Here is a 23,356-nt window from a genome sequence, read left to right as displayed (position 1 = left end):
GTAAGCTTTCCGTGATATACGTATGTGAGTGATTCCTAACGACGACTGCGAAGGTGACCCGACCATTGACTCTTTTCGCCCGACTGGCTTCCGATGTGCAACTGATGTTCCGGCGTCCGCCGCGACAGCAATATGGTGCGCTCTGCTATCGGGTGAAGAAGAAGAGCGGTGAGATCGAGGTGCTGTTGATGACGAGCCGCGACACCGGCCGCTGGGTCATTCCCAAGGGCTGGCCGATGACGCGCAAATGCGCCCATGAGGTCGCGATGCAGGAAGCCTTCGAGGAAGCCGGCGTCCGCGGCGTCGTCGAAACGGAAACGCTTGGCGCCTACACTTATTCGAAGGTGCTGCGCGACGGGGTACAAGTGATCTGCAAAGTGCAGGTCTATGCGCTCGAAGCCACCGACATGGCGAAGAACTTCAAGGAAAAGGGCGAGCGCCGGATCGAATGGGTTTCATTCGACGAAGCGGCCGGGCGCGTGCATGAACCGGAACTCCGCCACCTTTTCCTCGCCTTCAAGCAAAGGATGGGCGACAGGCTTGCGGCCAAGGCGGCGAAGCAAATTCCAGAAGTGAGACAAATTCCGGCGGAATGAATCCTGCCATCTTGCACTGCTAGGAAAGCAGCGTAGAAGCAGATTCATCCTCAGGAACAAGAATGCCGCCACGTCCCGCAGTCCTCACAAAACGTACGCTCGACAAGGACCTCGACAAGATCACCCATGCCGAGGACGTGGCGAAGCATGTTTTGCGGCGGCTGGTGACGCCTGGACTCGGGCTGATCTTCCTCGGTCTGGCCATGCTCTTTGCCGGTGTCTATGTGTTCGACCGGCCGGGAGCAGTGCTCGTCGTGGCGGCGGCAGCCCTTGCCGGCTACATGGCGCTGAACATCGGCGCCAATGACGTGACCAACAATGTCGGTGCCGCCGTCGGCGCACGCGCCATGACGATGGGCCAGGCACTGGTCATCGCTGCGATTTTCGAACTTCTTGGCGCTACGGTCGGCGGCGGTGAGGTCGTCAAGACGATTTCGGCAAACATCGTCGACGCCGTCCAGGTGCCACAAGCGATGCTCGGCTGGATCATGATGGCGGCACTGATGGCGGCGGCTCTCTGGATCAACCTCGCAACCTGGATGAACGCGCCGGTTTCCACCACCCATGCGATCGTCGGCGCGGTGATCGGCGCCGGCATCTCAGCCGTCGGGCCGGAGCCGGTGAACTGGCGGGTGATGCTGGAGATCACTTCGAGCTGGATCACCTCGCCGCTGATCGGCGGGCTGATCGCCGCCGGGCTGCTTTATCTCGTCAAGACCCTGATCATCTACCGCGACGACAAGATTGCGGCGGCTCAACGCTGGGTGCCGGTGCTGGTCGCGGTGATGGCCGGCGGCTTCATGGCCTATATGGTGCTGCAGCTGTCGCCCCCGGGCAGGTTCCCGCCGCTGACCGTCCTCCTCATCGGGATCGGCATCGGGCTGGTAGGCTGGCTTGCCGCCCGGCCGCTCGTTGTCGCCCAAGCGCGGGCTCTCGAAAACCGCAACAGCTCGCTGCGGACGCTGTTCCGGCTGCCGCTGATCGGCTCTGCGGCGCTGCTTTCCTTCGCGCATGGCGCAAACGACGTTTCGAACGCGGTCGGGCCGCTGTCGGCGATTGTCCAATCGGTCGGCATCGGCGGTGGCGGCGGCATCGGGCATCCGCCGCTCTGGGTGATGCTGATCGGCGCCTTCGGCATCTCCGTCGGCCTGCTGCTCTTCGGCCCGCGCCTGATCCACCTGGTCGGCGAGGAGATCACCAAGCTCAATCCGATGCGGGCCTATTGCGTCGCGTCGTCGACAGCCTTTACCGTCATCGTCGCCTCCTGGCTCGGCCTGCCGGTCAGCACCACGCATATCGCCGTCGGTGCCGTTTTCGGCGTCGGCTTCTTCCGCGAATGGTACACGCGCCATTCGAAGCGCCGCATCGCCTATATCAGACGCAAGGCCGAAAGCTTTGATATCGACGAGCCGGAAGAGCCGAATATCCACGAGCGGCGGCGGCGCTATCTCGTGCGCCGTTCGCATTTCATGACGATCGTCGCCGCCTGGATCGTCACCGTGCCGGTTTCGGGAGCGCTTGCGGCAATGATTTATTGGGTTATGTTCGCGCTCTTCGTCTGAGATCCCGAGTTTTTTAAATGCGCGCCAATTTTCGTATGCAACGGCTTTTCGTCGACGCGCCGCTTTCCAGCGGCGCCGTCGTGGAGGCGAATGCCGATCAGTTCAACTATCTCGGCAATGTGCTGAGGATGGAGGACGGTGCGGAGATCCTGCTCTTCAATGGCCGCGACGGCGAATGGAAGGCGACCCTTACCTTCCCCACGCGCAAACGCATCCTTTTGACGCCAACCGAAGAGACGCGGCCGCAGCCGCAGCCTTGCGACCTGCACTATCTCTTTGCGCCGCTCAAGGTCGGCCGGATGGACTACCTCGTGCAGAAGGCGGTCGAAATGGGAGCCGGCCTGCTGCAGCCGGTCATGACCCAGCACGTCCAGGGCAAGATCACCAATCTCGACAAGCTGCGCGCCAATGTCGTCGAAGCGGCGGAGCAATGCGGCATCCTCGGCATCCCCGAAGTCGCCGAGCCGGTGAGGCTTCTCGACCTGCTCGACCGCTGGCCGAGCGAGCGCCGCATCATCTATTGCGACGAGGGCGATGCCGGACAAAACCCGCTGCCGGTGCTGTCGGCGATCAGGGAAAGACATCTCGCTCTGCTCGTCGGGCCGGAAGGCGGCTTTTCGGAAGAGGAACGGGCGCGGCTTCGAAGCCTCGATTTCATCACCGCCATTCCGCTCGGACCGCGCATCCTGCGGGCCGATACGGCAGCCGTTGCGGCACTGGCGGTGGTGCAGGCCGCGATCGGCGACTGGAACTAAGGTCGAAAACGGGTTGACATGGAAATCACTGTTATTTTTTTGATGCGTCATTGAAAGAATTTCACTTGCAACATAGGTGGCTTGGGTCCAAATCACCCTTCCAATTGCCCGGCCCCCTGGGCGCCTTTTTGAATACAGGTATCCCGCATGGCCCGCGACACTACCGACCAGACACCGCTCTCTTCGGTCCAGGATCTGACCGATTATATCGCGGCGGGCAACAAGCCGCGGGAGCGCTTCCGGATCGGCACCGAACACGAGAAATTCGCCTTCTTTCGCGCCGACAACAGCCCGGTTCCCTATTTCGGCGATGCCAGTATTTCGGCCCTCCTGACCGGCCTGCAGAAAAAAAGCGGCTGGGAGCCGATCACCGACGGCGGCAACATCATCGGGCTTGCCGAGCAGAACGGCATGGGCGCGATCTCGATCGAGCCCGGCGGCCAGTTCGAACTCTCCGGCGCACCGCTGGAGACGATCCATGAGACCTGTCGGGAATCGAACCAGCATCTGGCGACGCTGCGCGAAATCGCCGAACCGATGGGCATCCGCTTCCTCGGCATCGGCGGCAGTCCGAAATGGACCTATGCGGAAACCCCGCAGATGCCGAAATCACGCTACGAGATCATGACCCGTTATATGCCGAAGGTCGGCACCCAGGGTCTCGACATGATGTACCGCACCTGCACGATCCAGGTGAACCTCGACTTCTCCTCGGAAGCCGACATGCGCAAGAAAATGCGCGTCTCGATGAAGCTGCAATCGCTGGCGACCGCGCTTTTCGCATCCTCGCCCTTTACCGAGGGCAAGCCGAACGGGCTGCTCTCCTGGCGCGGCGATATCTGGCGCGATGTCGATAACCGGCGCGCCGGCCTGCTCGATTTCACCTTCCGCGACGATTTCGGCTTCCGTGACTATGCCGAATGGGCGCTCGATGCGCCGATGTATTTCATCGTCCGCGACGGCCGCTATCACGACTGCACCCATGTCACTTTCCGCCAGTTCATGAACGGCGCATTGAAGGGTGAGGTCGCCGATCCGGCGCCGACGATGGGTGACTGGACGAACCATCTTTCGACACTCTTTCCCGACGTGCGGCTGAAGCGTTTCCTGGAAATGCGCGGCGCCGACGGCGGCCCATGGCGGCGCATCTGTGCCTTGCCGGCCTTCTGGGTCGGCCTGCTCTACGACGATGCGGCGCTCGATGCCGCTGATGAGTTGACGAAGGATTGGAGCTTTGCCGAGATCAGCACCCTGCGCAATGCCGTTCCGGCCGAAGGGCTGAAGGCACAATTTCGCGGACATCCGCTTTTCGACATGGCGCGCGAAGTGGTCGGCATATCAAGGGCCGGCCTCAAGGCGCGCGGCAGGCTCAACCGGGAAGGCCAAGACGAGAGCATCTTCCTGGCGCCGCTCGAAGAAGTGCTCGCCAAGAAGGCGACGCTCGCCGAGGATCTGCTGTCGCTCTATCACGGCCGCTGGCACGGCTCGGTCGAACCGGTCTTCGAGGACTATCAGTACTGAACCTGCTCTAGCAGCCGCCCTATTTGCGACTGTCTCCGAGCAGCGGAAGCTGCCGCAGCATATCTCTGATGATCAGCGCGTCCCACGGCAGATGTTCGGTGATCCCCAGCCCCACGACCTCGACCTGAGCGGCGACATCGTTCAGCAGACGGATGACGTGCGGGATCGTCATTCGTCCGCGCGCCACCCCAGCAAAGGCGTCCGGAGTGATATTGGGCATTGCGAAGTTAAGCGAACGAAACTGCGACGGGTCTATGACATCGAGATCGAAATGGATCGCGACGTGCTTGGCGCCCGTTAATCGCAGCCAATCGAGAACCGGTTCGCTGTCGTCGGCCAATTGCGACGGTGTCGCCATGCGAAGCCCGAGCCTTTCGACGATCTGCCATTCCACCGGCGACATGTCGTAGAGGCCGGCATACATGACATTTTGAGGTTTGATCGGCTGGCCTACCCTCTTGGCAAAGTCGGAATCGCCCTCGCCCATGAGATTTCCAAGCACCATCGCGTGCGCATGCGCAGCGTGCTCGGGCGTGACAACGTCAGGGTGAGCGTCCACCCAGAGAACCGCCAGATCGCCCCCATATCGTTGATTAAGATAGGAGAACGGGGCGAGGTCGACCAGGCAGTCGCCGCCGAGCACCACGATCTTGTCAGGCGCTTCTCTCTTCAGGATTTGCTCGGCGGAATCGATCTGGCGCAAGAGTATGCTGCGAGCAACGATGCCATTTTCCAAGGAAAGCGCGGTGCCATCGGGTTCCGCAACGTCGACCGTGGCAATCGGACCGCTGGCGGCAGGCGCAAGCATGGCCAGCAACTGCGAGCCGAAATGATAGGCTTCCATGTTTCCGCCCTGCCATTGGGGGAAGTGCAGACGTAAGGTTTTGTCGCTCATGTCCTGCTCCAGGTCGCATGCCATCCTCTTGCGGGGATGTGTGGTACAGTCGGCGCTCCTGACGTTGCTACAAGTTCGGCAGACTTCTAGCAAGCTGCAGTCACGGCGCCCTCGCGCGCTTCCTGGCTTCGCGCGATCTTGCCGTGCGGCGGGCAGGCCTCAGTTCCTCGATCGTCGGCAGCCACCACTCGGCATCCTGAACCGGTGGCATCTTCGCAGGCCAGGTGCGGACGAGTTCTTCCAATGTAGGCACCCGCCAATATCCCCAGACATGATCCTCGGTCACGCCGGGATAGAAGTCCGTAACGACGTTCGGATCGACCAGTTCACCTGAGATTTCGCTAAAGACGACGATTCCGTAGGCGGTGACCACAGGACGGCCTATCGGCGGCAAATCGTCGCTCTGAAGCGGGTAGCGATGACGCTTTCGTTCCGCAGAGCGGAGCTTGCTGCGCACATCCTGTTCGGTCCCCTTGCGCTCCTCGGCTCGACGTCGTCTCTCCTCCGGCTCGTTTCTGCGTGCCGCCGCCTCGATCTCCGGCCACCGGCGTCTGAGTTCCTCATAGGACCGGAAGGGAACGTGCCATATTTTGAGATCGCCGTCCCATCGCGAGAATGGCACTTCGCGCAATTCGTCGACGACGGTCTTTGAATACGGCGTGCGGATCCGAAAGCCCGCCTTGCCGAGTTCAAGGTAAGGACTGTCGATGGGATCGAAGGCGAAGGCGTCGCGGCCCTTCGCATCGGCATGGGCGTCGGCTTCGGCCTCCATCTCGGCAAGCCATCGCCCGATGCGGCGCGACGCCGTCCGCCCTGGAACGAACCAGGCCTTGCGGGCATCATTCCAGCGGGCACGGGGGAAACGTCTTCGGAATTGTTCGACGGTCATCCTGTCATAGGGGAAGGAAATGTCGGCGCCCGGCTTCGCAGCGTCTTCGCTCGGCGGCGCCTCGTCGTGACCAGTGGAGGATTTGGTTTCGGCCATGGAAGAAGAACGCCGGTGCGCAGGGATCGGTTTCCGGTGAGGATAGCATATAGGCCGACAGAGGGTGACGGCCGGCTGTCGTTATGGCGGCATTCGCCCCATCAGGCTAAGTTCTTATGGCAAAAAGCCGTTTGCGCATTGCCATTTCCGGTTATAGTGGCGTTACAACACGTCACGACCGGGGGAAAGGGACTTCCATGCTGCCACTCTTCGACATGATGATGCAGGCGCAGAACGGCGCTGCGATGGAGGCGATCGCCCGGCAGTTCAACCTTGCGCAGGAACAGGCGACGAAGGCAATGGCGGCTCTGATGCCGGCCTTTTCCGCCGGGCTGAAACGCAGCACCAGCAATCCCTATGATTTCGTCGGGCTGATGCAGGCGGTCTCCTCCGGCAACTATGCGCGATATTTCGAGGATATGAACCGGGCCTTCACGCCGGAGGGCATTTCCGACGGCAACAACATCCTTGCCCAGCTTTTCGGCTCGAAGGAGGTTTCGCGCGCGGTCGCCGCCCAGGCCGCACAGATGACCGGCATCGGCCAGGATATCTACAAGCGGATGCTGCCGGTGCTCGCCGATACGCTGATGGGCGGGCTGTTCAAACAGACGACCGGCCAGATGGCCTCGCCGGTCAACCCCTTCGTCAACACCGCGATGAACGAGACCATCCAGAAGTGGCTGGAAAGCACCGGCTTTGCGCCGAAGCCGAAGACGACCCCGGAACCCAGCATCTTCGATAATCCCTTCACGCAGGCGATGCAGCTGATGTTTTCGGTGCCGAAGCCGGAAGCGACATCTCAGCCGAACCCCTTCCTCGACAATCCCTTCGCCAAAGCCTTCCAGGAGATGATGGGCGGGCTCGGCCAGCAGCCGGCCGCCCCGACCAAGGCCAAGACGCCGGAGGCGCCGAAGGAAGAGGCGAAGGTCAATGCCGACAGCTATACCGAGATGCTGAACGCCATGTTCGACAGCGGACTGGAAGTGCAGAAGAACTACCAGCGGAACCTGGAAGCGATCTTCGAAACCTATCGGCCGAAGCCCTCCTCGGAAAAGAGCGAATAGCGCACTAAAGCGCGTCGCGATCTTTCCTATTCGCTTGCCATGCTTCAAGTCCTTGGTTTCCCGCATGTCGTTGCCGCAAAACCGCGGCACATCTTTGCGCGACATGCTTTAACGCATAAAAAAACCCGGAGATGGCTTGGGAAAGCCGATCACCGGGTCAAGCGGCAGGGCTATTGGCTATCACCCTGCGGGGAAACTTAACGCTCCTGCTCCTCGTAGGGGCGCAAGAACGACGACAGGCGCCAGCGATTGCGCGCCGAGCGCGTCAGATGTTCCGACGGGTCCTCGAAGAAGGTCGACGCCAGGAACGCGGAGGTTAGGTCGGCCCTGCTAAGGCCGATATCCCTCAGCTGAGCGTCGCTCAGATCGTGCAGCGTGTTGATCTCCATTCGATTGCGGAACCCGCGAAAGAGGGAGGTCAACGGTGCGAGGCCTGCTGCCAGACGCTGGGGAAACGTCGGGGTGAGCTTGCCGCAGTCGAGTTCTATTGTTCTGTCTGTCATCCGCATGGGACTCTCCTTTCTTTCGATTTTCTTTTAGGCGCGCAACAACCCACCCCTCCCGCGAGGTCGCACGGGAAGGAGCAAGGCTGAATTGGCTCGGACAGGCAGGGTGTCTGTCCTTCACTTTACTTGATTTGCATCCCGAAGATGCCAAAGACCTATTGATCAGTCCAACGAATGTTTCTAATGATTATCATCAGCTATCTTTATGGGTGAAAACATGTCCGCGCCTCTTGATCTCGACCAATTGCAGACTTTCATCGCCATCGTCGATTCCGGCAGCTTCACCAAGGCCGCCGACAGGGTCTACAAGACCCAATCGGCCGTCTCGATGCAGATGCGCCGTCTCGAGGAGCGCATCGGCAAGCAGCTGTTCATCAAGGACGGCCGCGGCAACCGGCTGACGGTCGAGGGCGAAAAGCTGCTCAACTATGCCCGGCGCATCATCCGCCTCAACAATGAGGCGATCGCCGCCTTCGACGACAACAGGCTGGAGGGGACGTTGCGCATCGGCACCCCGGACGACTACGCCGACCGCTACATGCCTGAGATCATCGGCCGCTTCGCCAAGACGCATCCGAATGTCGAGCTCTATATCGTCTGCGAGCCCTCGGTGGATCTTGCCGAACGCATGCACAAGGGCGAGCTCGACATAGCGCTTGTGACCCACAATCCGCGCGAGCGCATGTCGGATGTGGTGAGAACCGAGCCGCTCTGCTGGGTGGGCTCGGCCAACCATCCGATCCGCGACGACGCGCCGGTGCCGCTTGCCGTCGGCCGGCGCGATTGCCAGTGGCGCCAGCTCGCCTGCTCGGCGCTCGATGCTGTGGGACGCGAGCACCAGATCCTGTTCACCAGTTGGTCCTGCACCGTCGTTGCCGCTGCCGTGCTTGCCGGCATGGCGGTTTCGGTGATGCCGGAATCGGCGCTGCGGACGGGCATGAAGGTGTTGAGCCAGGCGGACGGTTTCCCGGCGCTGCCGCCGGTGCAGATCGGCATCATGAAGCGACCGGGCGTTTCGCTCTCGCTGATGAATGCTATCACGGCGCATATCACCGCCTGCCTCGACAACATCACGCCCACTGTCGTCGATGACAGCCTCGAGGCGGACGTCAAATCCGCCCAAGCGCGCCTTTATCCGCGGCTGAAGGCGGCCAATATGGTCCCAAGCTGGTAGTCGCTCTCAGGCGGCGCGCGGCACGGTCGTGGCGAAAAGGGAGGCACGGATGACGCGCTTCCACTCATCGAGCATACGCCGCGCCAAGGCCTCCTCGCTGACGGCGGCAAGCCGGATGACGGCGCCGATCAGGTGGCTGAACAGGTAAGTGCGCGCATACATTTCTTCGTCGCAAAGGTCGGGAGCCAGCTGACGCACGGCGTCACGGAAGATGCCGGCGACGTGACCGCTGTGCTCGATATTCAGTTGCAGCAGATCCTGATCGGTCTCCGTTCCCATCCAGACGCCGAGATAAACGGGATCGTTGTGGTAGGAATCGTAATACCAGTCGATGGTGGCGCAGACGACGTCCAGCGCCTGGTCGATTGACTGTACGTCAGCAAACATCGCCGCCATCTTCGCCTGGATCGCCGAGGCGTGCTGGTCGAACAGGGCTTTGACGATCGCCGCCTTCTCCGGGAAATACTGGTAGACCGAACCGATCGGCACCTTGGCGGCGATGGCGAGTTCCGTCATCCGCATGGCGCTGACGCCCTTTTCGGCGATGATCTTGGCGGCGGCGGCGAGAATAAGGTCCAGCCTCTGGATGCTACGCTCCTGCTTCGGCTTCCTGCGCAAGCCGATCCGATCCATGCTTTCCGCGCCCATGTCGTTCCCATTCTTTTTGTCGCGACGGAGGCATATGCCAGCCAGCGCGTCGGGCGGGTATGACATGCAAGCCTTCACCTGCCGTAAATGGAACCGTTCGGATTTTAACGGTCGGCAAAAGCCTGTGAAATCAAGGTCTCACAGCATATAGCGGGGATTGACGGAACATCGAAAAGACCTCGACAGGTTGTGCCATCCTCCCGCAGAGAAGAGAGACAGTCATCGCGTTGTCGAGGACATCGAGCACGGCGTCCTATTGGCTGCGATCGACGCAGGTTCAGCCGATTGCCATCCAAACGGCGAGCCAGATCCACATGGCAGCGAGTACGGCATAGCCTGCCGCAAAAAGCGGGCTGCGATAGCGCAATTCGTTGCTGGTGACGTGGACGGCGGCGTGAGCATAACGCAGGACGACGAAGGCCCAGGCAAGCCCGACGGTGACGATATTGTCGGCGTCCGTGATATAAAGAAGAATGCAGCAGACATGGAAGAGCACAGGCAGTTCGAACTGGTTGGCGAGACAGTTCTTGACGACGAGGCTTTCGGCCGGCTCGCTGCGGTTTTCGCGATAATCCGATTTCGCGATGCCGCCGGCGCGGACCATTTTTGCGCGCCGAAGCCCAAGAAGCGCGTAAAGACCATAGACCAGGGCCACATGGGCAAGGAGTGGCCAGAAGATTTGATAGCCGGTCATGTGTGGCCGTTTCCTTTCCGCTTCCGCTTTCGACGCGAGCATTAGCTGAAAGGAAAGCCGGATGCCAGCGCTGCCCCGCATCGGCACCGGCGTTGCCAAATGCATGCCGTCCAGGCGTACCGGTTTTGCAATCCGTCACGGTGTTGGGTGGATTACCCGGCGCTTCAGTCCCGGCGCGGTGAGAGCCAGCGGGCGATGGCGAGCCGAGCGATGAGGATGAAGCAGATGGCGAGGCTTGCGAATTTCAATCGCGTCATCCAGGGCAGCAGGTGCGTTGCAAGACCTGCATACGCACCGTTGCCGAAGGCGATGAGGCTCGAGATGTTCTCGCCGTAGTCGGCGATGCCGTAGATGAACGGCAGCAGGTAGACTGCCTTGCCGACGAGCGGATGCGCCGATCGGCCGAACCATGCGCCGCCGGGGCCGAGCTTGAGGAAGGCAAGGAATAGCAGCGCCGTCAGCAATGCCGGAAAGATCAGCTCCGGCCCGAAATACATGGCGCGCAGCAGCCTGGTCGCCGTCTCGTTCTCATCGAGCAGCTTCTGCATGTGGAAGACCGCCGACTCGTCGTAACCGGCGAAATAGGTATCGAGCACCGCCTGCCCGGTTTCGTGCTTGAAGGGAACGACGAAGCCGAAGGTCGTCCAGGCGAGCACGGTAAGGCAGAGGGCTGCGAGCAGCGCGACGATCCAGAGAGGAATCCCGCTGCCCGCCTTCATGGTCAGAGGCCGGCGCCCGGATAGTTCGGGCTCTCGCGGGTGATCGTCACGTCATGGGCGTGGCTTTCGCGAAGGCCGGCACCGGAGATGCGTACGAAAGTGGCCCGCTCCTGGAAATCCTTGAGATCCTTGCCGCCGACATAACCCATGGCCGCCTTGAGGCCACCGGCAAGCTGGTGGATGACACCCGAGACCGGCCCCTTGTAAGGCACCTGACCTTCGATGCCCTCAGGCACGAGCTTCAGCGTGTCGCGCACCTCGGCCTGGAAGTAACGGTCGGCCGAGCCGCGGGCCATGGCGCCGACGGAGCCCATGCCGCGATAGGCCTTGAAGGAGCGTCCCTGGTAGAGATAGACCTCGCCCGGGCTCTCATCGGTACCGGCAAGCAGCGAGCCGATCATGACGGCGGAAGCGCCGGCTGCGATCGCCTTGGCAAGATCGCCGGAGAACTTGATGCCGCCATCGGCGATCACGGCCACGTCCTGGTCATTTGCGGCCTGCACCGCCGACATGATCGCGGCGAGCTGGGGAACGCCGACGCCGGCAACGATGCGCGTCGTGCAGATCGAACCCGGACCGATACCGACCTTGACGGCATCCGCGCCGGCATCGATCAGCGCCCTGGTGCCGTCATAGGTGGCGACGTTGCCGGCCATGATGCGCACCGAGTTGGAAAGCTTCTTGACGCGGGCGACAGCATCGAGGACGCGCTGCGAATGGCCGTGGGCGGTATCGACGACCAGAAGGTCAACGCCGGCCTCGATCAACCGCTCGGCACGCTCGAAGCCGTCATCGCCGACGCTGATGGCGGCGGCAGCGCGAAGCCTTCCCTGCGCATCCTTGGAAGCGTTCGGGTTCAGCTGCGACTTCTCGATATCCTTGACGGTGATGAGGCCGACACAGCGGCCTTCGGTATCGACCACCAGCAGCTTCTCGATGCGATGCGAATGCAGCAGGCGCTTGGCCTCCTGCTGATCGACGTTTTCCTTGACGGTGACCAGATTGTCCCTGGTCATCAATTCATGGATCTTCTGTTCCGGATCGGAAGCGAAGCGGACGTCGCGGTTGGTGAGGATGCCGACAAGGCGGCCGGACTTCTCGACGACAGGGATACCGGAGATGCTGTAGGACTTCATGAGCCCGAGCGCATCGGCAAGCGTCGCATCGGGGCCGATCGTCACCGGATTGACGACCATGCCGCTTTCAAACTTCTTCACTTGCCGGACCTGCTCGGCCTGCTCGATCGGCGTCAGGTTGCGATGAATAACGCCGAGGCCGCCGGCCTGGGCCATGGCGATCGCCAGGCGGCTCTCGGTGACGGTATCCATGGCGGATGAAATGATCGGGATGTTGAGTTCGAAATCCCGGGCGATGCGGGTGGAGATATTCGTCTGGCCGGGCATGACCTCGGAATGTCCCGGCTGCAGCAGCACGTCGTCGAAGGTAAGCGCGTCTGCGCCGGTTGCCGTTTCAATGATGCGTGCCATGGCCAAATTCCTTCATTTAATAAAAATGCGACCCTGTCCGGAAACGAATCGTCCGCCCCGGCGGTCTGCATGGGTTGCTTGGAAGTTGGCGAGGGCTGGTAACACGTCTATGACAGGAAGGAAATAGCAAAAAGCCCGGCATGTCCGCCGGGCTCGGCATGGGTGCCATGCGCCAAGAGCATTGCAGGAAAAATGCTGAACACTTTTCCGTTCGAAATTGCGTAAAAACAAAAGGTTAGAGCGATCCAGCGCCTCCGTGAAGGGCCGAACCGCTTCGGATCAGATGTCGAACTGATAGGTCTTCGGCACGAAGCGATAACCGCCATCCTGCCTCTCGACGAAGCCGACTGCCGGGAATGGCATGTGGTAGCCAAGGAAGGCGATCTTCTCGCTCGCGATCATCTCGAAAACCTTGCGGCGGGTAGCGGCTGCCTGCGTCTTGTCCATGTCGAAGCGCACCTCCCAATCCGGCCGCAGCAGCGACAGGATATAGTGGTTGGCTGTATCGCCGGTGAGCACGAGGCGCTTGCCCTCGGATTCGACGTGGAACACCATATGTCCCGGCGAGTGGCCGGCCGCCAGCATCGCCGTTATGCCGGGTGCGACGCTATCACCGTCCTTGATAAAAGTGGTCTTCTCGGCGAGCGGCACGACATTGGCGAGCACCGCCTTGTGGCCGCCCTCGGCAGGTGTGCCCTCACGCGCCTTGTCCGACCAGAAATCATATTCCGCCTGGCCGATGACATAGCGGGCATTCTTGAAGGCAGCCGCGCCGTCTTCCATCAAGCCGCCGATATGATCGCCGTGCAGATGGGTGAGCGCCACCAGTGTGACGTCGTCGGCCGAATATCCTGCCGCCTTCAGGCCTTCGACAAGCTGGCCGGCGCCGCGTGCACGGCCGCCAGCGCCGAAGCCGGTATCGATGAGGATGACGTCCGAACCGGTATCGATGAGAGCCGGCGTATAGCCATTCATGAACTTGTCGGCCGGCAGGAAGTTTGCAGTCAGCAACGCCTTGACCGTTTCGGGATCCTGATTGGTGCCGAAGGTTTCATAGGGCTTTTCGACAATGCTGGTGCCGTCGCGGACGACGGTGAACTTATAGGAACCGAGCTTGAATTGATTGATCTCAGGCAAAGGCGTTCCATCCATATGATTGCGTGCTCCAGTTGCGGCCGCTTCGGCCTTCTGTCTTAAAATGACCGGCGCCGCCAGCAGGCCAAGGCCTGCGGCAAAAAGGGTGCGCCGCTTTATTCCCGACGAAATTGTCATATGTCCATCCTTCATGACGTGCAGGTGCGCCACCGCACGGCCCCCAGTGTCGAATCCGGCCGGATTTCTTGCCCCGGCCAGGTAAACATATGTCAATCTTGACAAGCGACGTTAATGCGCAAGCCGTCTCACGCAGACGTGAAGCAAACGTGTCATCGGCCCGGATTTGGGGATTGGCAGAACCCGCAGCTGGGACTAAACAGCACCGGCCTTCCCCGCTCCATTCCGCGCCCATCAAGGCTCCCGCCTATGAATCGCATCGTCCCGCTGATCCTTGCCGTCGCCCTCTTCATGGAACAGATGGACTCGACCGTCATTGCGACGGCGCTGCCGGCGATCGCGGCGGATCTCAATGTCGGGCCGATCACGCTGAAGCTGGCGCTGACATCCTACATGGTGGCGCTGGCGGTGTTCATCCCGGTCAGCGGCTGGATGGCCGACAGGTTCGGCGCCAAGAAGATCTTCCGCCTTGCCATCTCGGTCTTCGTCATCGGCTCGATTTTCTGTGCCGTCTCGTCCAACCTCGTCGAATTCGTGTTTGCCCGCTTCCTGCAGGGCATGGGCGGCGCGATGATGACGCCGGTCGGCCGCCTCGTGCTGGTGCGCACGACGCAGCGCAGCGATCTGGTCTCGGCCATGGCGCTGCTCACCATCCCCGCTCTTGTCGGCCCTCTCACCGGCCCGCCGCTCGGCGGCTTCATCACCACCTATTTCAGCTGGCACTGGATCTTCCTGATCAACGTGCCGGTCGGCATTATCGGCATCTGGCTTGCGACGATCTTTCTGCCGGAGGTGGAAGCGACGGCGCCGCCGAAGCTCGATTTCACCGGTTTCGTGCTGACCTCGCTTTCGGCTGCGGGCGTCGTCTTCGGCCTGTCGGTGGTCAGTCTGCCGGCCCTGCCCCCGATCATCGGCGTCACCGCCACGTTGATCGGCCTCATCTGCGGCGTCCTTTACATGCGCCATGCCAAGCGGCATCCGGCGCCGATTCTCAATCTCAACCTGTTCAAGAACCCGACGTTTCGGGCCTCCACCTTGGGCGGCATGCTGTTTCGCATTTGCGTCGGCGCCATGCCCTTCCTGACGCCGCTGATGCTGCAGCTCGGCTTCGGGCTGACGCCGTTCCAATCCGGCCTCATCACCTTTGCAGGCGCGATCGGGGCGATCACCACCAAGTTCATGGCAAAGCGCGTCTTCGCCGCCGCCGGCTTCCGCACGACGCTTCTCGGCGCCGCCATGGTGACGACCCTGGTGACTGCCGTCACCGGCCTGTTCACGCCGTCGACGCCGCATCTGGTCATCATCGGCGTGCTGCTGCTCGGCGGCTTCTCCCGCTCCTTCATGTTCACCGGCGTCAATGCGCTTGCCTTCGCCGATATCGAAGATGCCGAAGCCAGCCAGGCGACATCGATGAGTTCGGTGATGCAGCAGGTTAGCCTGGCGCTCGGTGTTGCGGTCGCCGCCGCGATCCTGGAGAGCTCGATCTATTTCCGCGGCGAAGCGCTGCAGGTGGCCGATTTCCACCTCGCCTTCTACATCATCGCCGGACTGACTGTCATTGCGACCATTCCCTTCATCCGGATGGACCGCAATGCCGGCGCACTCGTTTCCGGCCACCGCTCGAAGGCCATAACGGCAGCAACTGTTGAAGCCGAACAGCATGCGGTGAAATAAAGCGCGTCGCGCAAAACTGCGCAGCGGTTTTGCGGTAATGACATGCGTGGGAACAAGGACCTAAAGCGCGGGGAGCAAATCTGAAAGATTGCGACGCGCTTTCGGCAGCCGCTACTCCGGGTTTTCGCAGACCGCAGAGAGCTTGTTGCCGTCGAGATCGCGCACATAGGCGGCGTAGAAATGGGCATGGTAGGAGCGCAAGCCGGGCTCGCCCTCATCCACGGCGCCTGCCGCGATTGCCGCTGCATGGAAGGCATCGACATCGGCCCGCGTTTCGGCCGCAAGCGCCACCATGGCGCCATTGCCCGAGGTCGCCCGGCGGCGATTGAACGGCGTCACCACCCAGAAGCGGCAGCGCGTATCGCCGTCGGCGGCATAGCCGATTTCCTCCTCCGAAGAGCGCTGGCGGCGATAACCGAGCACTGGCAGCACGGCATCGTAAAAATGCCCTGCGCGATGAAGATCGTTGGTTCCGAGCGTAATGTAGAGAAGCATTGGCCAGCTGTTTTAAAATCCTGTGCCGCCATCATCGAACGGGATAAGGTGAAGATCAATCCTCTTGTGCTTCGCCTTCCACCCTGCGCCCTTTGAAGCCCTTGGCAAGCCGCCGCCCATGTGCAAGACCGTCAGCTCGAAACAACGGGCGCAAAGCCCGTGCTGCCGCGATCCGCACAAATAAGGGCGACCATGTAGGCGAAGATCGGATCCAAGGCCTTCTGATTGAACATAATGCCAAAGCTGCCCGTGATGACGTAGCTGCTGAACAGCAGAAGAGCGAGCGCAATCGCTAAATCCCGGCCCGGTCCCGCTTCCTTTCTGCACGCGCCGATCACCGGTGTGAGCAGCATCAGCGAAAGCGCCGCGATGCCGAAAACGCCGGCATCGATTCCCGCGGTCAGGAAACCGTTGTGGACATGCGTGAAGGACAGTTGTGGCCTTATGTTATCAGGCAACTCTGCCAAAACCGAAGCCATCCGGTTTTGCGGGCCATAACCCGTCAACGGGTCCTTGCTGATTGCTGATAGTGCGCCTTTGTACAAGGCGAAGCGCGCACCGATCGACGTGATCTCGCCGTCACTGCGTTCGAGCGATGTCAGATTCTCCTGAAGCGCCTCGATGCGATGGAGGATCTGGCCGCTGCCCAGGGCGATAAGTCCCGCCAACAGCAAGGAGCTGGTAATAGCGAGGCTGCGCAAGCTCAGATGGAAGCTGTGTTTACGAAAATACCAGAGAAAGATGACGACATGGACGGGAATGACCAGCCAGGCCGAGCGCGTTCCCGAAAGCAGAACACAGCCTAGCCCGGCGGCATATCCCAAAATCGCAATCCTTTGCTCCATGCTTTTGGGAGATTGAAGGTTGAGGAGCGCAATGCCGCCGAAAAGAATGCCTATGATCCCGAGCAGTGCAGCGTTCGTAGTCCCGCCCTCCGCCCGGTCCATAAGAAACGCGATCTGCAGGAGACTGAGCAGAAAAGTGGCGATCATGCCAATGCCTGCGCCGAGGATGAAGAGCGGCACGAGACGGCCATCGGGAGATTGGCGCATCCGCGGCAATACCAGCCAGATGGAAAAGAAGGGCAGGAGCCGGAGTATCCAGTGCAATTCTTCGGAGTAAGGCGGATTGATGAATATGCTGGCGATCATCACCAACGGGTATATCGACATACCAACGGCAACCAACCGGTCGGATCTCGACAGGTTCAAGGCAAGGCGACCTGTCGCCAGGGAGTAGGCGCCCCACAGCATCGACGCGAGGAGGAAGAAGGAGTTAAAGTTCGGCGAAAGCCCTGGAACGATTGCAAAGAGAAAGACCGCAATGCCGTTGTTTCGGTCGTGTGCACTTGCAGCCCCATTCCCAGGATAAAGCACTTCTATCATGAGTTGTTTGAAATATTTCATTTTACCGGCCTGATCGTATCGGTGCTGCCTCGCTACGGATCGTGATGTCGGCTGTCAAGCCGGGGGCGCAATCCATAACCTTGTTCAATGCGGTATTCAGACAACAAAATTCCGAATCGCATAACCCAATTTCCACAATGATCAACGATGCGACGCACGGATCAGGTTGATCGGCAGAAAGACACGGCTGAGGTGCAGGCTGATTTGATCTCTCATCGGTATCGTTTGCATGCGAGACACCGTTAATCGAACGCGGCTAACCCGCATCTCTCACAGCGCCTGTGGCGTTGGTTGACGTTGGGCTGTTGGCGGCGGTGGGGGCCAGGCTCGCCGCCGAAGACGCGCGCGGCCGTCGCCGCGATGTGGGGCGTTTTGTCTGGGCCGGTAATGTATCCTTTTTCGTTGATGCGCGCGCCAGACCAGCGCGTGCGGATTTGCTTGACGATCCGTCCGACCTCCTCGACCGCGCCGGCGCTGGCGTCGATATTGGAGCGTCGCAGCTTGGCCGAAAGCAGATGCCGGCCGCAAAAGATGTAGAGCGGCAAATAGCAATAGCAGTCATAATGGCCATGGAAGAACCGCCCTTCCCGATGGCCATGCAGCGGATCATCGGTGGCGTCGAGGTCGAGCACGATCTCCTCTGGCGGCCTGTCGTGTGCATCCAGGAACAGTTCCACGAACAGCGCTTCCAGCGCCCCTGCGTCATAGGCGATCTTGTGATAGCGCGTCGGCGCGCCGGGGCAGCCGTGCTCCAGCCGGTTCAAAGTGGATTTGCCGGCAAGCACCGCACAGTCTTGTCGCTTCGGCGTCAGCCGCTCCGACAGCAGCGCAAGTACCGGGTCGTGGCGCAGCGTGTCGTGATCGTCGACATCCTCATAGACCAGCGCGATCGCTGCAATGCGCGGCCCGACCAGCGTGCCAATGCTGTGGACCGTGCACTTGCGATCGCGGCCATCAACTGAGCAGGCGGCCACCCGGTCGAACAGCCCGATGGCCGCATCGACGTGGCGAAGCAGCAGCGCACCGGCATCCGAGGTGATCGCGCCGCCGTCGAAACCAGCGACGACTTTGTGGCCGTCGAAGCCTTCAAGTTCCAACTGCGCGGAGATACAGTCTGTTTGCATCGGGCTCCGTTACTAATCTGGTAAGCCTTTGTAGCAAAAGCAGTTTCTCAGATTCGCGGCCCCGATGCTCTCCTTACTTTGAGAGATTCGGGCTAGCAGCTATCCTTGCCTGGAACTGTATGGACACGATCGAATGCGCCGCTAGGGGAGTCTTGTGTCCCACAAGACTTGGACCGACTTAAGACCATCCGGATCAAATTAGGATCGCCATCATCGGACGGGACAAGCCCAAAGATCAAGCTTCCTCTGCTTCACCTTCGGTCTTGCGCCCCTTGAACCCCTTGGCCAGCAGGAACATCTCGACCGATTCGGCGCGCGACGAGTTCGGTTTGACATGGACGACCTGGCGGAAGTTCTGCTTGAGCATGGCGAGCAACTCACGCTCGGTGCCGCCCTGAAAGGTCTTGGTGAGGAAGTGCCCGCCCTCCCCCAGGACTTCGACGGCGAAATGGGCCGCGACTTCGCACAGATGCATGGTGCGCAGATGGTCGGTGCGGTGGTGGCCGGTGGTGGGCGCCGCCATGTCCGATATGACGAGATCCGGTGTACCGCCGACGGCCTCCAGCAGCTTTTCCGGCGCACTGGGATCGAGGAAATCGAGCTGCAAGATCTTGACCCCCGGCAGCTGGGTCATTTCGAGGAAATCGATCGCAGCCACACGAATATCATCATCTGTCGAGCCGGTGACCTTGGCGGCGATCTGCGACCAACTGCCGGGGGCAGCGCCGAGATCGATGATGCGCCTGGCGCCGCGCAGAATGTGATGTTTCTCGTCGATCTCCAGCAGCTTGAAGGCGGCACGGGCGCGATAACCTTCAAGCTGGGCGCGCTGCACATAGGGATCGTTGATGTGGCGCTCCAGCCATTGGCGGGAGGAGGCCTTCATCTTCTTGTTCTTGACGCGCTGGCCGAGCTTGCGGCCGGTGCGGTTTCCCGCGATCGGTGCCTTGGTCATGCCTATTCCTTATCTCACGATCTCACGCGCTGGCCGCGGCGGTTGCGGTTGCGCCGCCACACGCCGTCATCGGCCATCATGTCGGTGAGCAAGCCTTCCCTCAAGCCGCGATCGGCAACCCGCATGCGCGGGCTCGGCCAGCGGCGGCGGATCGCCTCGAGGATGGCGCAGCCGGCGAGCACCAGATCGGCCCGATCAGGCCCGATGCAGGGATTGGCGGCGCGGCTTGCGAAATCCCAGGAGAGAAGTTTTGCCTGCATGGCGGAGACCTCATCGTCGGACAGCCAGATGCCATCGACCTTGCGCCGGTCGTAACGCGGCAGGTCGAGATGCACGCCGGCAAGCGTCGTCACCGTGCCAGACGTACCGATCAGATGAAAGTCGCCGGTCTGGGCGACCTCGATCTCCGGGCAATCGAAGCTTCCAAGCATGCCTTCGACTTCACGCACCATGCCTTCGAAGGCCTCCGGCGTGACGTCGTGCCCGCCATGGCGCTCCGACAGCGTCACGACGCCGACCGGAAGCGAGGTCCAGTGGGTGATGTGATTGGCAAGGCGGCTGAAGCGATTGTCGCCGATGCGGATGACGGCGATCTCCGACGAGCCGCCGCCGATATCGAAAAGCACGACGGAGCGCGTCTCACGACCGACCAGCGAGGAGCAGCCGGAGACGGCAAGCCGCGCCTCTGTCTCGCGATCGATGATCTCGAGCGCGAGGCCGGTTTCGGCAACGACCCGGCTGAGGAATTCCTCGCCATTGACGGCCTGGCGGCAGGCTTCGGTGGCGATCAGCCGCATGCGGCGGATCTCCCGGTTCCTGAGCTTGGAGGCGCAGATCCTCAAGGCCTCGATCGCCCGCTCCATCGCCTCGTCGGACAGACGACCGCTGGCCGCAAGGCCTTCGCCGAGGCGCACGATGCGGGAAAAGGCGTCGACGACGCGGAACTGACCCGGACGGGTCGGCTGGGCAATGAGGAGACGGCAATTGTTGGTGCCAAGATCAAGAGCGGCGTAGAGCTCCTCCGGCCACACATGCTCGCCGCCCTGGCGATCCCCCTGATGCCCGGAATGGGAATGGCTTTCCTGGCGGCCCCTACGGTTGGCGTTTGTGCCATTCAGTGTTTCACGCAGTTCGGCCCTGAGCACCGTTTCTTCTGCGCGGCTTTCCTGCTGCTGGGCGCCTGATGGTTTTGCCGGTGTCAGCGGCCGGCCCTGCAGACCGCGCTTGCCGCGGTGTTTGCGGCGGTTGCGACGGCTAGGCGCTGAATCACTATCGGAGCGGACAGCATTGCCTGCCGCTGCCGTCTGTTCCATTGCCTTGGGGAGAGGTGAACCGTCCTGCACAGCACCATGGCCGCCACGACGGCGACGCTTGCGCTTGCGGGCTGGATTACCGCCTGCATCTTCCATCGGGCGCGCAGGCTGTCCGGCACCACCGGAAGGCTCATGCGAAGCGGGATGAGCCGCGTTGCGGGATTGCCCGCCACGCTTGCCCTTGCGGCGCCTGGACTTTTTGCCGTCCTTGCGCCTTGCCGCCGACGCCCCGTCAAATTGCGGCTTTGCGCCGCCTTCGGGGTCTTCCACGTTGTTTTTCCACCGCGCCGCGCAAGTCTTGAGATATGCAGCAGGCGCTCATTCGATTTTTGCGTTGCGGCAAGAATATCAGCGCCCGCCGAAATCGCCAAATTCTTTTTTGGACAGGGGATTTGCAGCGATTTCACCGTTCCCCGGCAGCACCGATTTTTTTCAAAACAGCTATTTGCAATCCCCCGGCTTTTGGTTATAAGCGCCGCACAGCAGCCAAGCCATGCTTCGGCGGCAACTGCTGGGGAATAGTTCAATGGTAGAACGACGGACTCTGACTCCGTTAATCTTGGTTCGAATCCAGGTTCCCCAGCCACAGCTTATCTATCAACAAAATCAAGTATCTGGGGCACACAAACGACCACAGTAACAGTTGTCTGACCCATCTCTCGTATCCGGTTGACCTGATGTGGTGGACGGCCTCCGCTCCCGGCATCGCAATGTGCCAAAGTGTGGCTGTCGAAAGCCACATAGGGGAGAGCCGTCCATGGAGAAGATTACCACAATTGGTCTGATATCGCTTTGTATGTATTTCAGGTTCACGGGGTCAATGGTATTGGCGCGATCGTGAGCCTTCGCAAGCTGCGCCGCGACGATGTCGTTGGATTCTTTAAGGCGTTGCCGCCGTGCCTGATCGGAATCGGGGCCTGCGCGACCGGATACCAGTAGGCTCGGGTTCTCACGGCGCTGGGTCACGAGGTTCGTCTGATGCCAGCGTCGTACGGCAAGCCATACGTGAGCGGCAGAAGAATGACGCGACGGATGCCGAGACGATTTGCGAGGCGTTGACGCGACCGACAATACGCTTTGTTCCGGCGAAGAGCGAGGAGCAACAGAGTGTGCTGATGCTGCATCGGGTTCGCCAGCTTTTGATGCCGCAGCGGAGGATGCTGGTGAACGCCGTGCGCGGCCACTTAGGAAGCATCGATAAATTTCTGAATCGAGAAATCGCATTTGGTGGATTCCCATTTTCGTTGTTTGTTTGTAGATAGCTCGGTGATCGATGTTGCCGCGATAAAGCTGCGTTATGAGGCGCTTAGTCCGATGCTGGACGAGCGGGGTCGTCGGCGTTTTGCTGCGGCGGAAGCGCTCGCGGCCGGTTGGGGCGGGATCGCGGCGGTGTGCGAGGCGACGGGCATCGCGCGCAGCACCATCGGCTATGGGTTGCGGGAACAGCGCGGCCAAGCGCCGGATTCAGCGCTTGGCGGCATCCGTCGCAAGGGCACGGGCCGTAAGCCCCTGACCGAGACGGACCCGACGCTTCTGTCCGACCTAGAAGATCTTGTTGATCCGGCGACGTGCGGCGATCCGACGTCGCCGTTGAAGTGGACCTCGAAAAGCCTGCGCAACCTGGCGGGCGCCCTTTGCGCCATGGGTCATCGGGTCGGCTACGATGTCGTCGGCACCCTGTTGAAAAGACTGGGCTACTCTCTTCAAGCCAAACGAAAGACGATCGAGGGATCAGGCCACGTCGATCGCCGACGCGCAGTTCCAGCATATCGCCGAAACGGTCAAGGCGGCCATCGCAGCCGACCAGCCGGCGATCTCCGTCGACACTAAGAAGAAAGAACTCGTCGGCGACTTCAAGAATGGCGGACGTGAATATCGGCCGGGCGGATCACCCGAGCAAGTCCGGGTCGATGACTTCATTGATCCTAAGCTCGGTCGCGCCGCGCCCTACGGCGTCTACGATATCGCCGACGACCAAAGGATGGGTCAGCGTCGGGATCGACCACGACACCGCCGCCTTCGTTGTCAATGTGATACGTTCCTGGTGGATGACCATGGGACACGACCGCTACCCGCACGCCCATACCTTCGATCACCGCCGATGGCGGGGGGGGTAACGGCTCGCGCGTCCGCTTTGGAAGATCGAACTTCAAGAGCTCGCCGACGAACTGGCCCTGATCATAGTCGTCCTGCACTTGCCGCCCGGCACCAGCAAATGGAACAACATCGAACATCGCCTCTTCTCATTCATCTCGCCCAACTGGAGGGGCGACAGCTCACCGACTATCGCACCATTGTCGAACTGATCGCCGCGACCACCTCGACCGCTAGTCTCACCGTTCGCTGCGAACTCGATGAAATTCTCCATCCCGCCGGAATCAAAATCTCCGACGCCGAAATGGCCGCGATCAATATCATCCGCCATACCTTCCACGGCGAATGGAACTAGACAATTAGCCCAAGATCGGAAAAAACAGAGTCGCAATTTATCGACGCTTCCTTAGCTGAGTT

Annotated in this window: 20 protein-coding genes, 1 tRNA gene and 4 pseudogenes; 12 read left to right on the top strand and 13 right to left on the bottom strand. The window is 61.1% G+C overall.

Features of this window, described 5'->3' with window-relative positions; translation table 11 throughout:
- Positions 1–65 precede the first annotated feature (65 nt).
- The 4 genes from OLZ32_RS09580 to OLZ32_RS09565 all read left to right on the top strand — a co-directional run bounded on the left by OLZ32_RS09580 (position 66) and on the right by OLZ32_RS09565 (position 4,434).
- Positions 66–596 carry an NUDIX hydrolase gene (locus OLZ32_RS09580; RefSeq protein WP_264420725.1) on the top strand — a complete coding sequence of 177 codons (531 nt, stop codon included), beginning with the start codon at positions 66–68 and terminating at the stop codon, positions 594–596.
- A gap of 62 nt (positions 597–658) precedes the next feature.
- Complete coding sequence (locus OLZ32_RS09575) at positions 659–2,158, top strand: inorganic phosphate transporter (protein WP_264420724.1); 1,500 nt, start codon at positions 659–661, stop codon at positions 2,156–2,158.
- Positions 2,159–2,175: 17 nt separating this feature from the next.
- Positions 2,176–2,913 carry a 16S rRNA (uracil(1498)-N(3))-methyltransferase gene (locus OLZ32_RS09570; protein WP_003545751.1) on the top strand — a complete coding sequence of 246 codons (738 nt, stop codon included), beginning with the start codon at positions 2,176–2,178 and terminating at the stop codon, positions 2,911–2,913.
- A gap of 147 nt (positions 2,914–3,060) precedes the next feature.
- Complete coding sequence (locus OLZ32_RS09565) at positions 3,061–4,434, top strand: glutamate--cysteine ligase (RefSeq protein WP_003545749.1); 1,374 nt, start codon at positions 3,061–3,063, stop codon at positions 4,432–4,434.
- 19 nt (positions 4,435–4,453) lie between these two features.
- On the opposite strand, the gene OLZ32_RS09560 is transcribed toward OLZ32_RS09565, so the two are convergent.
- Positions 4,454–5,422: an arginase family protein gene (locus OLZ32_RS09560; RefSeq protein ID WP_264420723.1), complete on the bottom strand. Its 969-nt coding sequence runs from the start codon at positions 5,420–5,422 to the stop codon at positions 4,454–4,456.
- A 7-nt stretch (positions 5,423–5,429) separates the two neighbouring features.
- Positions 5,430–6,314, bottom strand: coding sequence for a hypothetical protein (locus OLZ32_RS09555; RefSeq protein WP_264396996.1), 885 nt, complete (start codon positions 6,312–6,314; stop codon positions 5,430–5,432).
- Positions 6,315–6,511: 197 nt separating this feature from the next.
- Between OLZ32_RS09555 and OLZ32_RS09550 the strand changes: the two genes are divergently transcribed.
- Positions 6,512–7,378, top strand: coding sequence for a DUF937 domain-containing protein (locus tag OLZ32_RS09550; RefSeq protein ID WP_264396995.1), 867 nt, complete (start codon positions 6,512–6,514; stop codon positions 7,376–7,378).
- 197 nt (positions 7,379–7,575) lie between these two features.
- Here the strand turns inward: OLZ32_RS09550 and OLZ32_RS09545 are convergent, their stop codons facing one another.
- Positions 7,576–7,887, bottom strand: a complete 312-nt coding sequence (locus OLZ32_RS09545) for a DUF1127 domain-containing protein (protein ID WP_003545730.1) — start codon at positions 7,885–7,887, stop codon at positions 7,576–7,578.
- A 214-nt stretch (positions 7,888–8,101) separates the two neighbouring features.
- On the opposite strand from OLZ32_RS09545, the gene OLZ32_RS09540 reads away from it, so the two are divergent.
- Complete coding sequence (locus OLZ32_RS09540) at positions 8,102–9,058, top strand: LysR substrate-binding domain-containing protein (protein WP_032986695.1); 957 nt, start codon at positions 8,102–8,104, stop codon at positions 9,056–9,058.
- Positions 9,059–9,064: 6 nt separating this feature from the next.
- Here OLZ32_RS09540 and OLZ32_RS09535 read toward each other — a convergent pair whose 3' ends face one another.
- The 5 genes from OLZ32_RS09535 to OLZ32_RS09515 all read right to left on the bottom strand — a co-directional run bounded on the left by OLZ32_RS09535 (position 9,065) and on the right by OLZ32_RS09515 (position 13,878).
- Complete coding sequence (locus OLZ32_RS09535) at positions 9,065–9,706, bottom strand: TetR family transcriptional regulator (RefSeq protein ID WP_264396994.1); 642 nt, start codon at positions 9,704–9,706, stop codon at positions 9,065–9,067.
- A 277-nt stretch (positions 9,707–9,983) separates the two neighbouring features.
- A complete protein-coding gene (locus OLZ32_RS09530) occupies positions 9,984–10,400 on the bottom strand; it encodes an MAPEG family protein (protein ID WP_011650596.1) in 417 nt (138 codons plus the stop codon).
- A 164-nt stretch (positions 10,401–10,564) separates the two neighbouring features.
- Positions 10,565–11,119, bottom strand: a complete 555-nt coding sequence (locus OLZ32_RS09525; protein ID WP_130792470.1) for a hypothetical protein — start codon at positions 11,117–11,119, stop codon at positions 10,565–10,567.
- 2 nt (positions 11,120–11,121) lie between these two features.
- The gene (gene guaB / locus OLZ32_RS09520) at positions 11,122–12,606 is read right to left on the bottom strand and encodes an IMP dehydrogenase (RefSeq protein ID WP_017990375.1); all 1,485 of its coding nucleotides are present in this window, start codon (positions 12,604–12,606) and stop codon (positions 11,122–11,124) included.
- A 279-nt stretch (positions 12,607–12,885) separates the two neighbouring features.
- The gene (locus OLZ32_RS09515) at positions 12,886–13,878 is read right to left on the bottom strand and encodes an MBL fold metallo-hydrolase (protein ID WP_130788822.1); all 993 of its coding nucleotides are present in this window, start codon (positions 13,876–13,878) and stop codon (positions 12,886–12,888) included.
- Between the two features lie 249 nt (positions 13,879–14,127).
- On the opposite strand from OLZ32_RS09515, the gene OLZ32_RS09510 reads away from it, so the two are divergent.
- Entirely contained in the window at positions 14,128–15,552 is a 1,425-nt protein-coding gene (locus OLZ32_RS09510; protein WP_264420722.1) for a DHA2 family efflux MFS transporter permease subunit, read from the top strand.
- Positions 15,553–15,663: 111 nt separating this feature from the next.
- On the opposite strand, the gene OLZ32_RS09505 is transcribed toward OLZ32_RS09510, so the two are convergent.
- From OLZ32_RS09505 to OLZ32_RS09485, 5 genes and pseudogenes are all read right to left on the bottom strand, one after another.
- A complete protein-coding gene (locus tag OLZ32_RS09505) occupies positions 15,664–16,047 on the bottom strand; it encodes a VOC family protein (protein WP_264396990.1) in 384 nt (127 codons plus the stop codon).
- Positions 16,048–16,178: 131 nt separating this feature from the next.
- On the bottom strand, positions 16,179–17,453 hold the full coding sequence (locus tag OLZ32_RS09500) for an O-antigen ligase family protein (RefSeq protein ID WP_264420721.1): 1,275 nt from the start codon (positions 17,451–17,453) through the stop codon (positions 16,179–16,181).
- 404 nt (positions 17,454–17,857) lie between these two features.
- Positions 17,858–18,577: pseudogene (locus OLZ32_RS09495) on the bottom strand (transposase); the annotation flags it as partial.
- 235 nt (positions 18,578–18,812) lie between these two features.
- A complete protein-coding gene (locus OLZ32_RS09490) occupies positions 18,813–19,532 on the bottom strand; it encodes an RlmE family RNA methyltransferase (RefSeq protein WP_264420719.1) in 720 nt (239 codons plus the stop codon).
- A gap of 14 nt (positions 19,533–19,546) precedes the next feature.
- The gene (locus OLZ32_RS09485; protein ID WP_264420718.1) at positions 19,547–21,115 is read right to left on the bottom strand and encodes a Ppx/GppA phosphatase family protein; all 1,569 of its coding nucleotides are present in this window, start codon (positions 21,113–21,115) and stop codon (positions 19,547–19,549) included.
- A gap of 242 nt (positions 21,116–21,357) precedes the next feature.
- Between OLZ32_RS09485 and OLZ32_RS09480 the strand changes: the two genes are divergently transcribed.
- The 5 genes and pseudogenes from OLZ32_RS09480 (at position 21,358) to OLZ32_RS39345 (ending at position 23,294) form a co-directional block, all read left to right on the top strand.
- Positions 21,358–21,431 (top strand) — tRNA-Gln (locus OLZ32_RS09480).
- A gap of 171 nt (positions 21,432–21,602) precedes the next feature.
- A pseudogene (locus tag OLZ32_RS09475) lies at positions 21,603–22,029 on the top strand (IS110 family transposase); the annotation flags it as partial.
- Between the two features lie 43 nt (positions 22,030–22,072).
- Positions 22,073–22,675: an ISAzo13-like element transposase-related protein gene (locus OLZ32_RS39355; RefSeq protein WP_406647985.1), complete on the top strand. Its 603-nt coding sequence runs from the start codon at positions 22,073–22,075 to the stop codon at positions 22,673–22,675.
- Positions 22,590–22,766, top strand: a pseudogene (locus tag OLZ32_RS39350) (ISAzo13-like element transposase-related protein); the annotation flags it as partial. The gene OLZ32_RS39355 and the pseudogene OLZ32_RS39350, both read left to right, overlap by 86 nt.
- Positions 22,705–23,294: pseudogene (locus tag OLZ32_RS39345) on the top strand (ISAzo13-like element transposase-related protein). The pseudogenes OLZ32_RS39350 and OLZ32_RS39345, both read left to right, overlap by 62 nt.
- The last annotated feature ends 62 nt before the right edge of the window (positions 23,295–23,356 follow it).

It is taken from the genome of Rhizobium acaciae, from assembly GCF_025941625.1.
Lineage (GTDB): Bacteria > Pseudomonadota > Alphaproteobacteria > Rhizobiales > Rhizobiaceae > Rhizobium > Rhizobium acaciae.
Note: the sequence above shows the minus strand (reverse complement) of the source record. Positions and strands in the feature narration are given on the sequence as shown.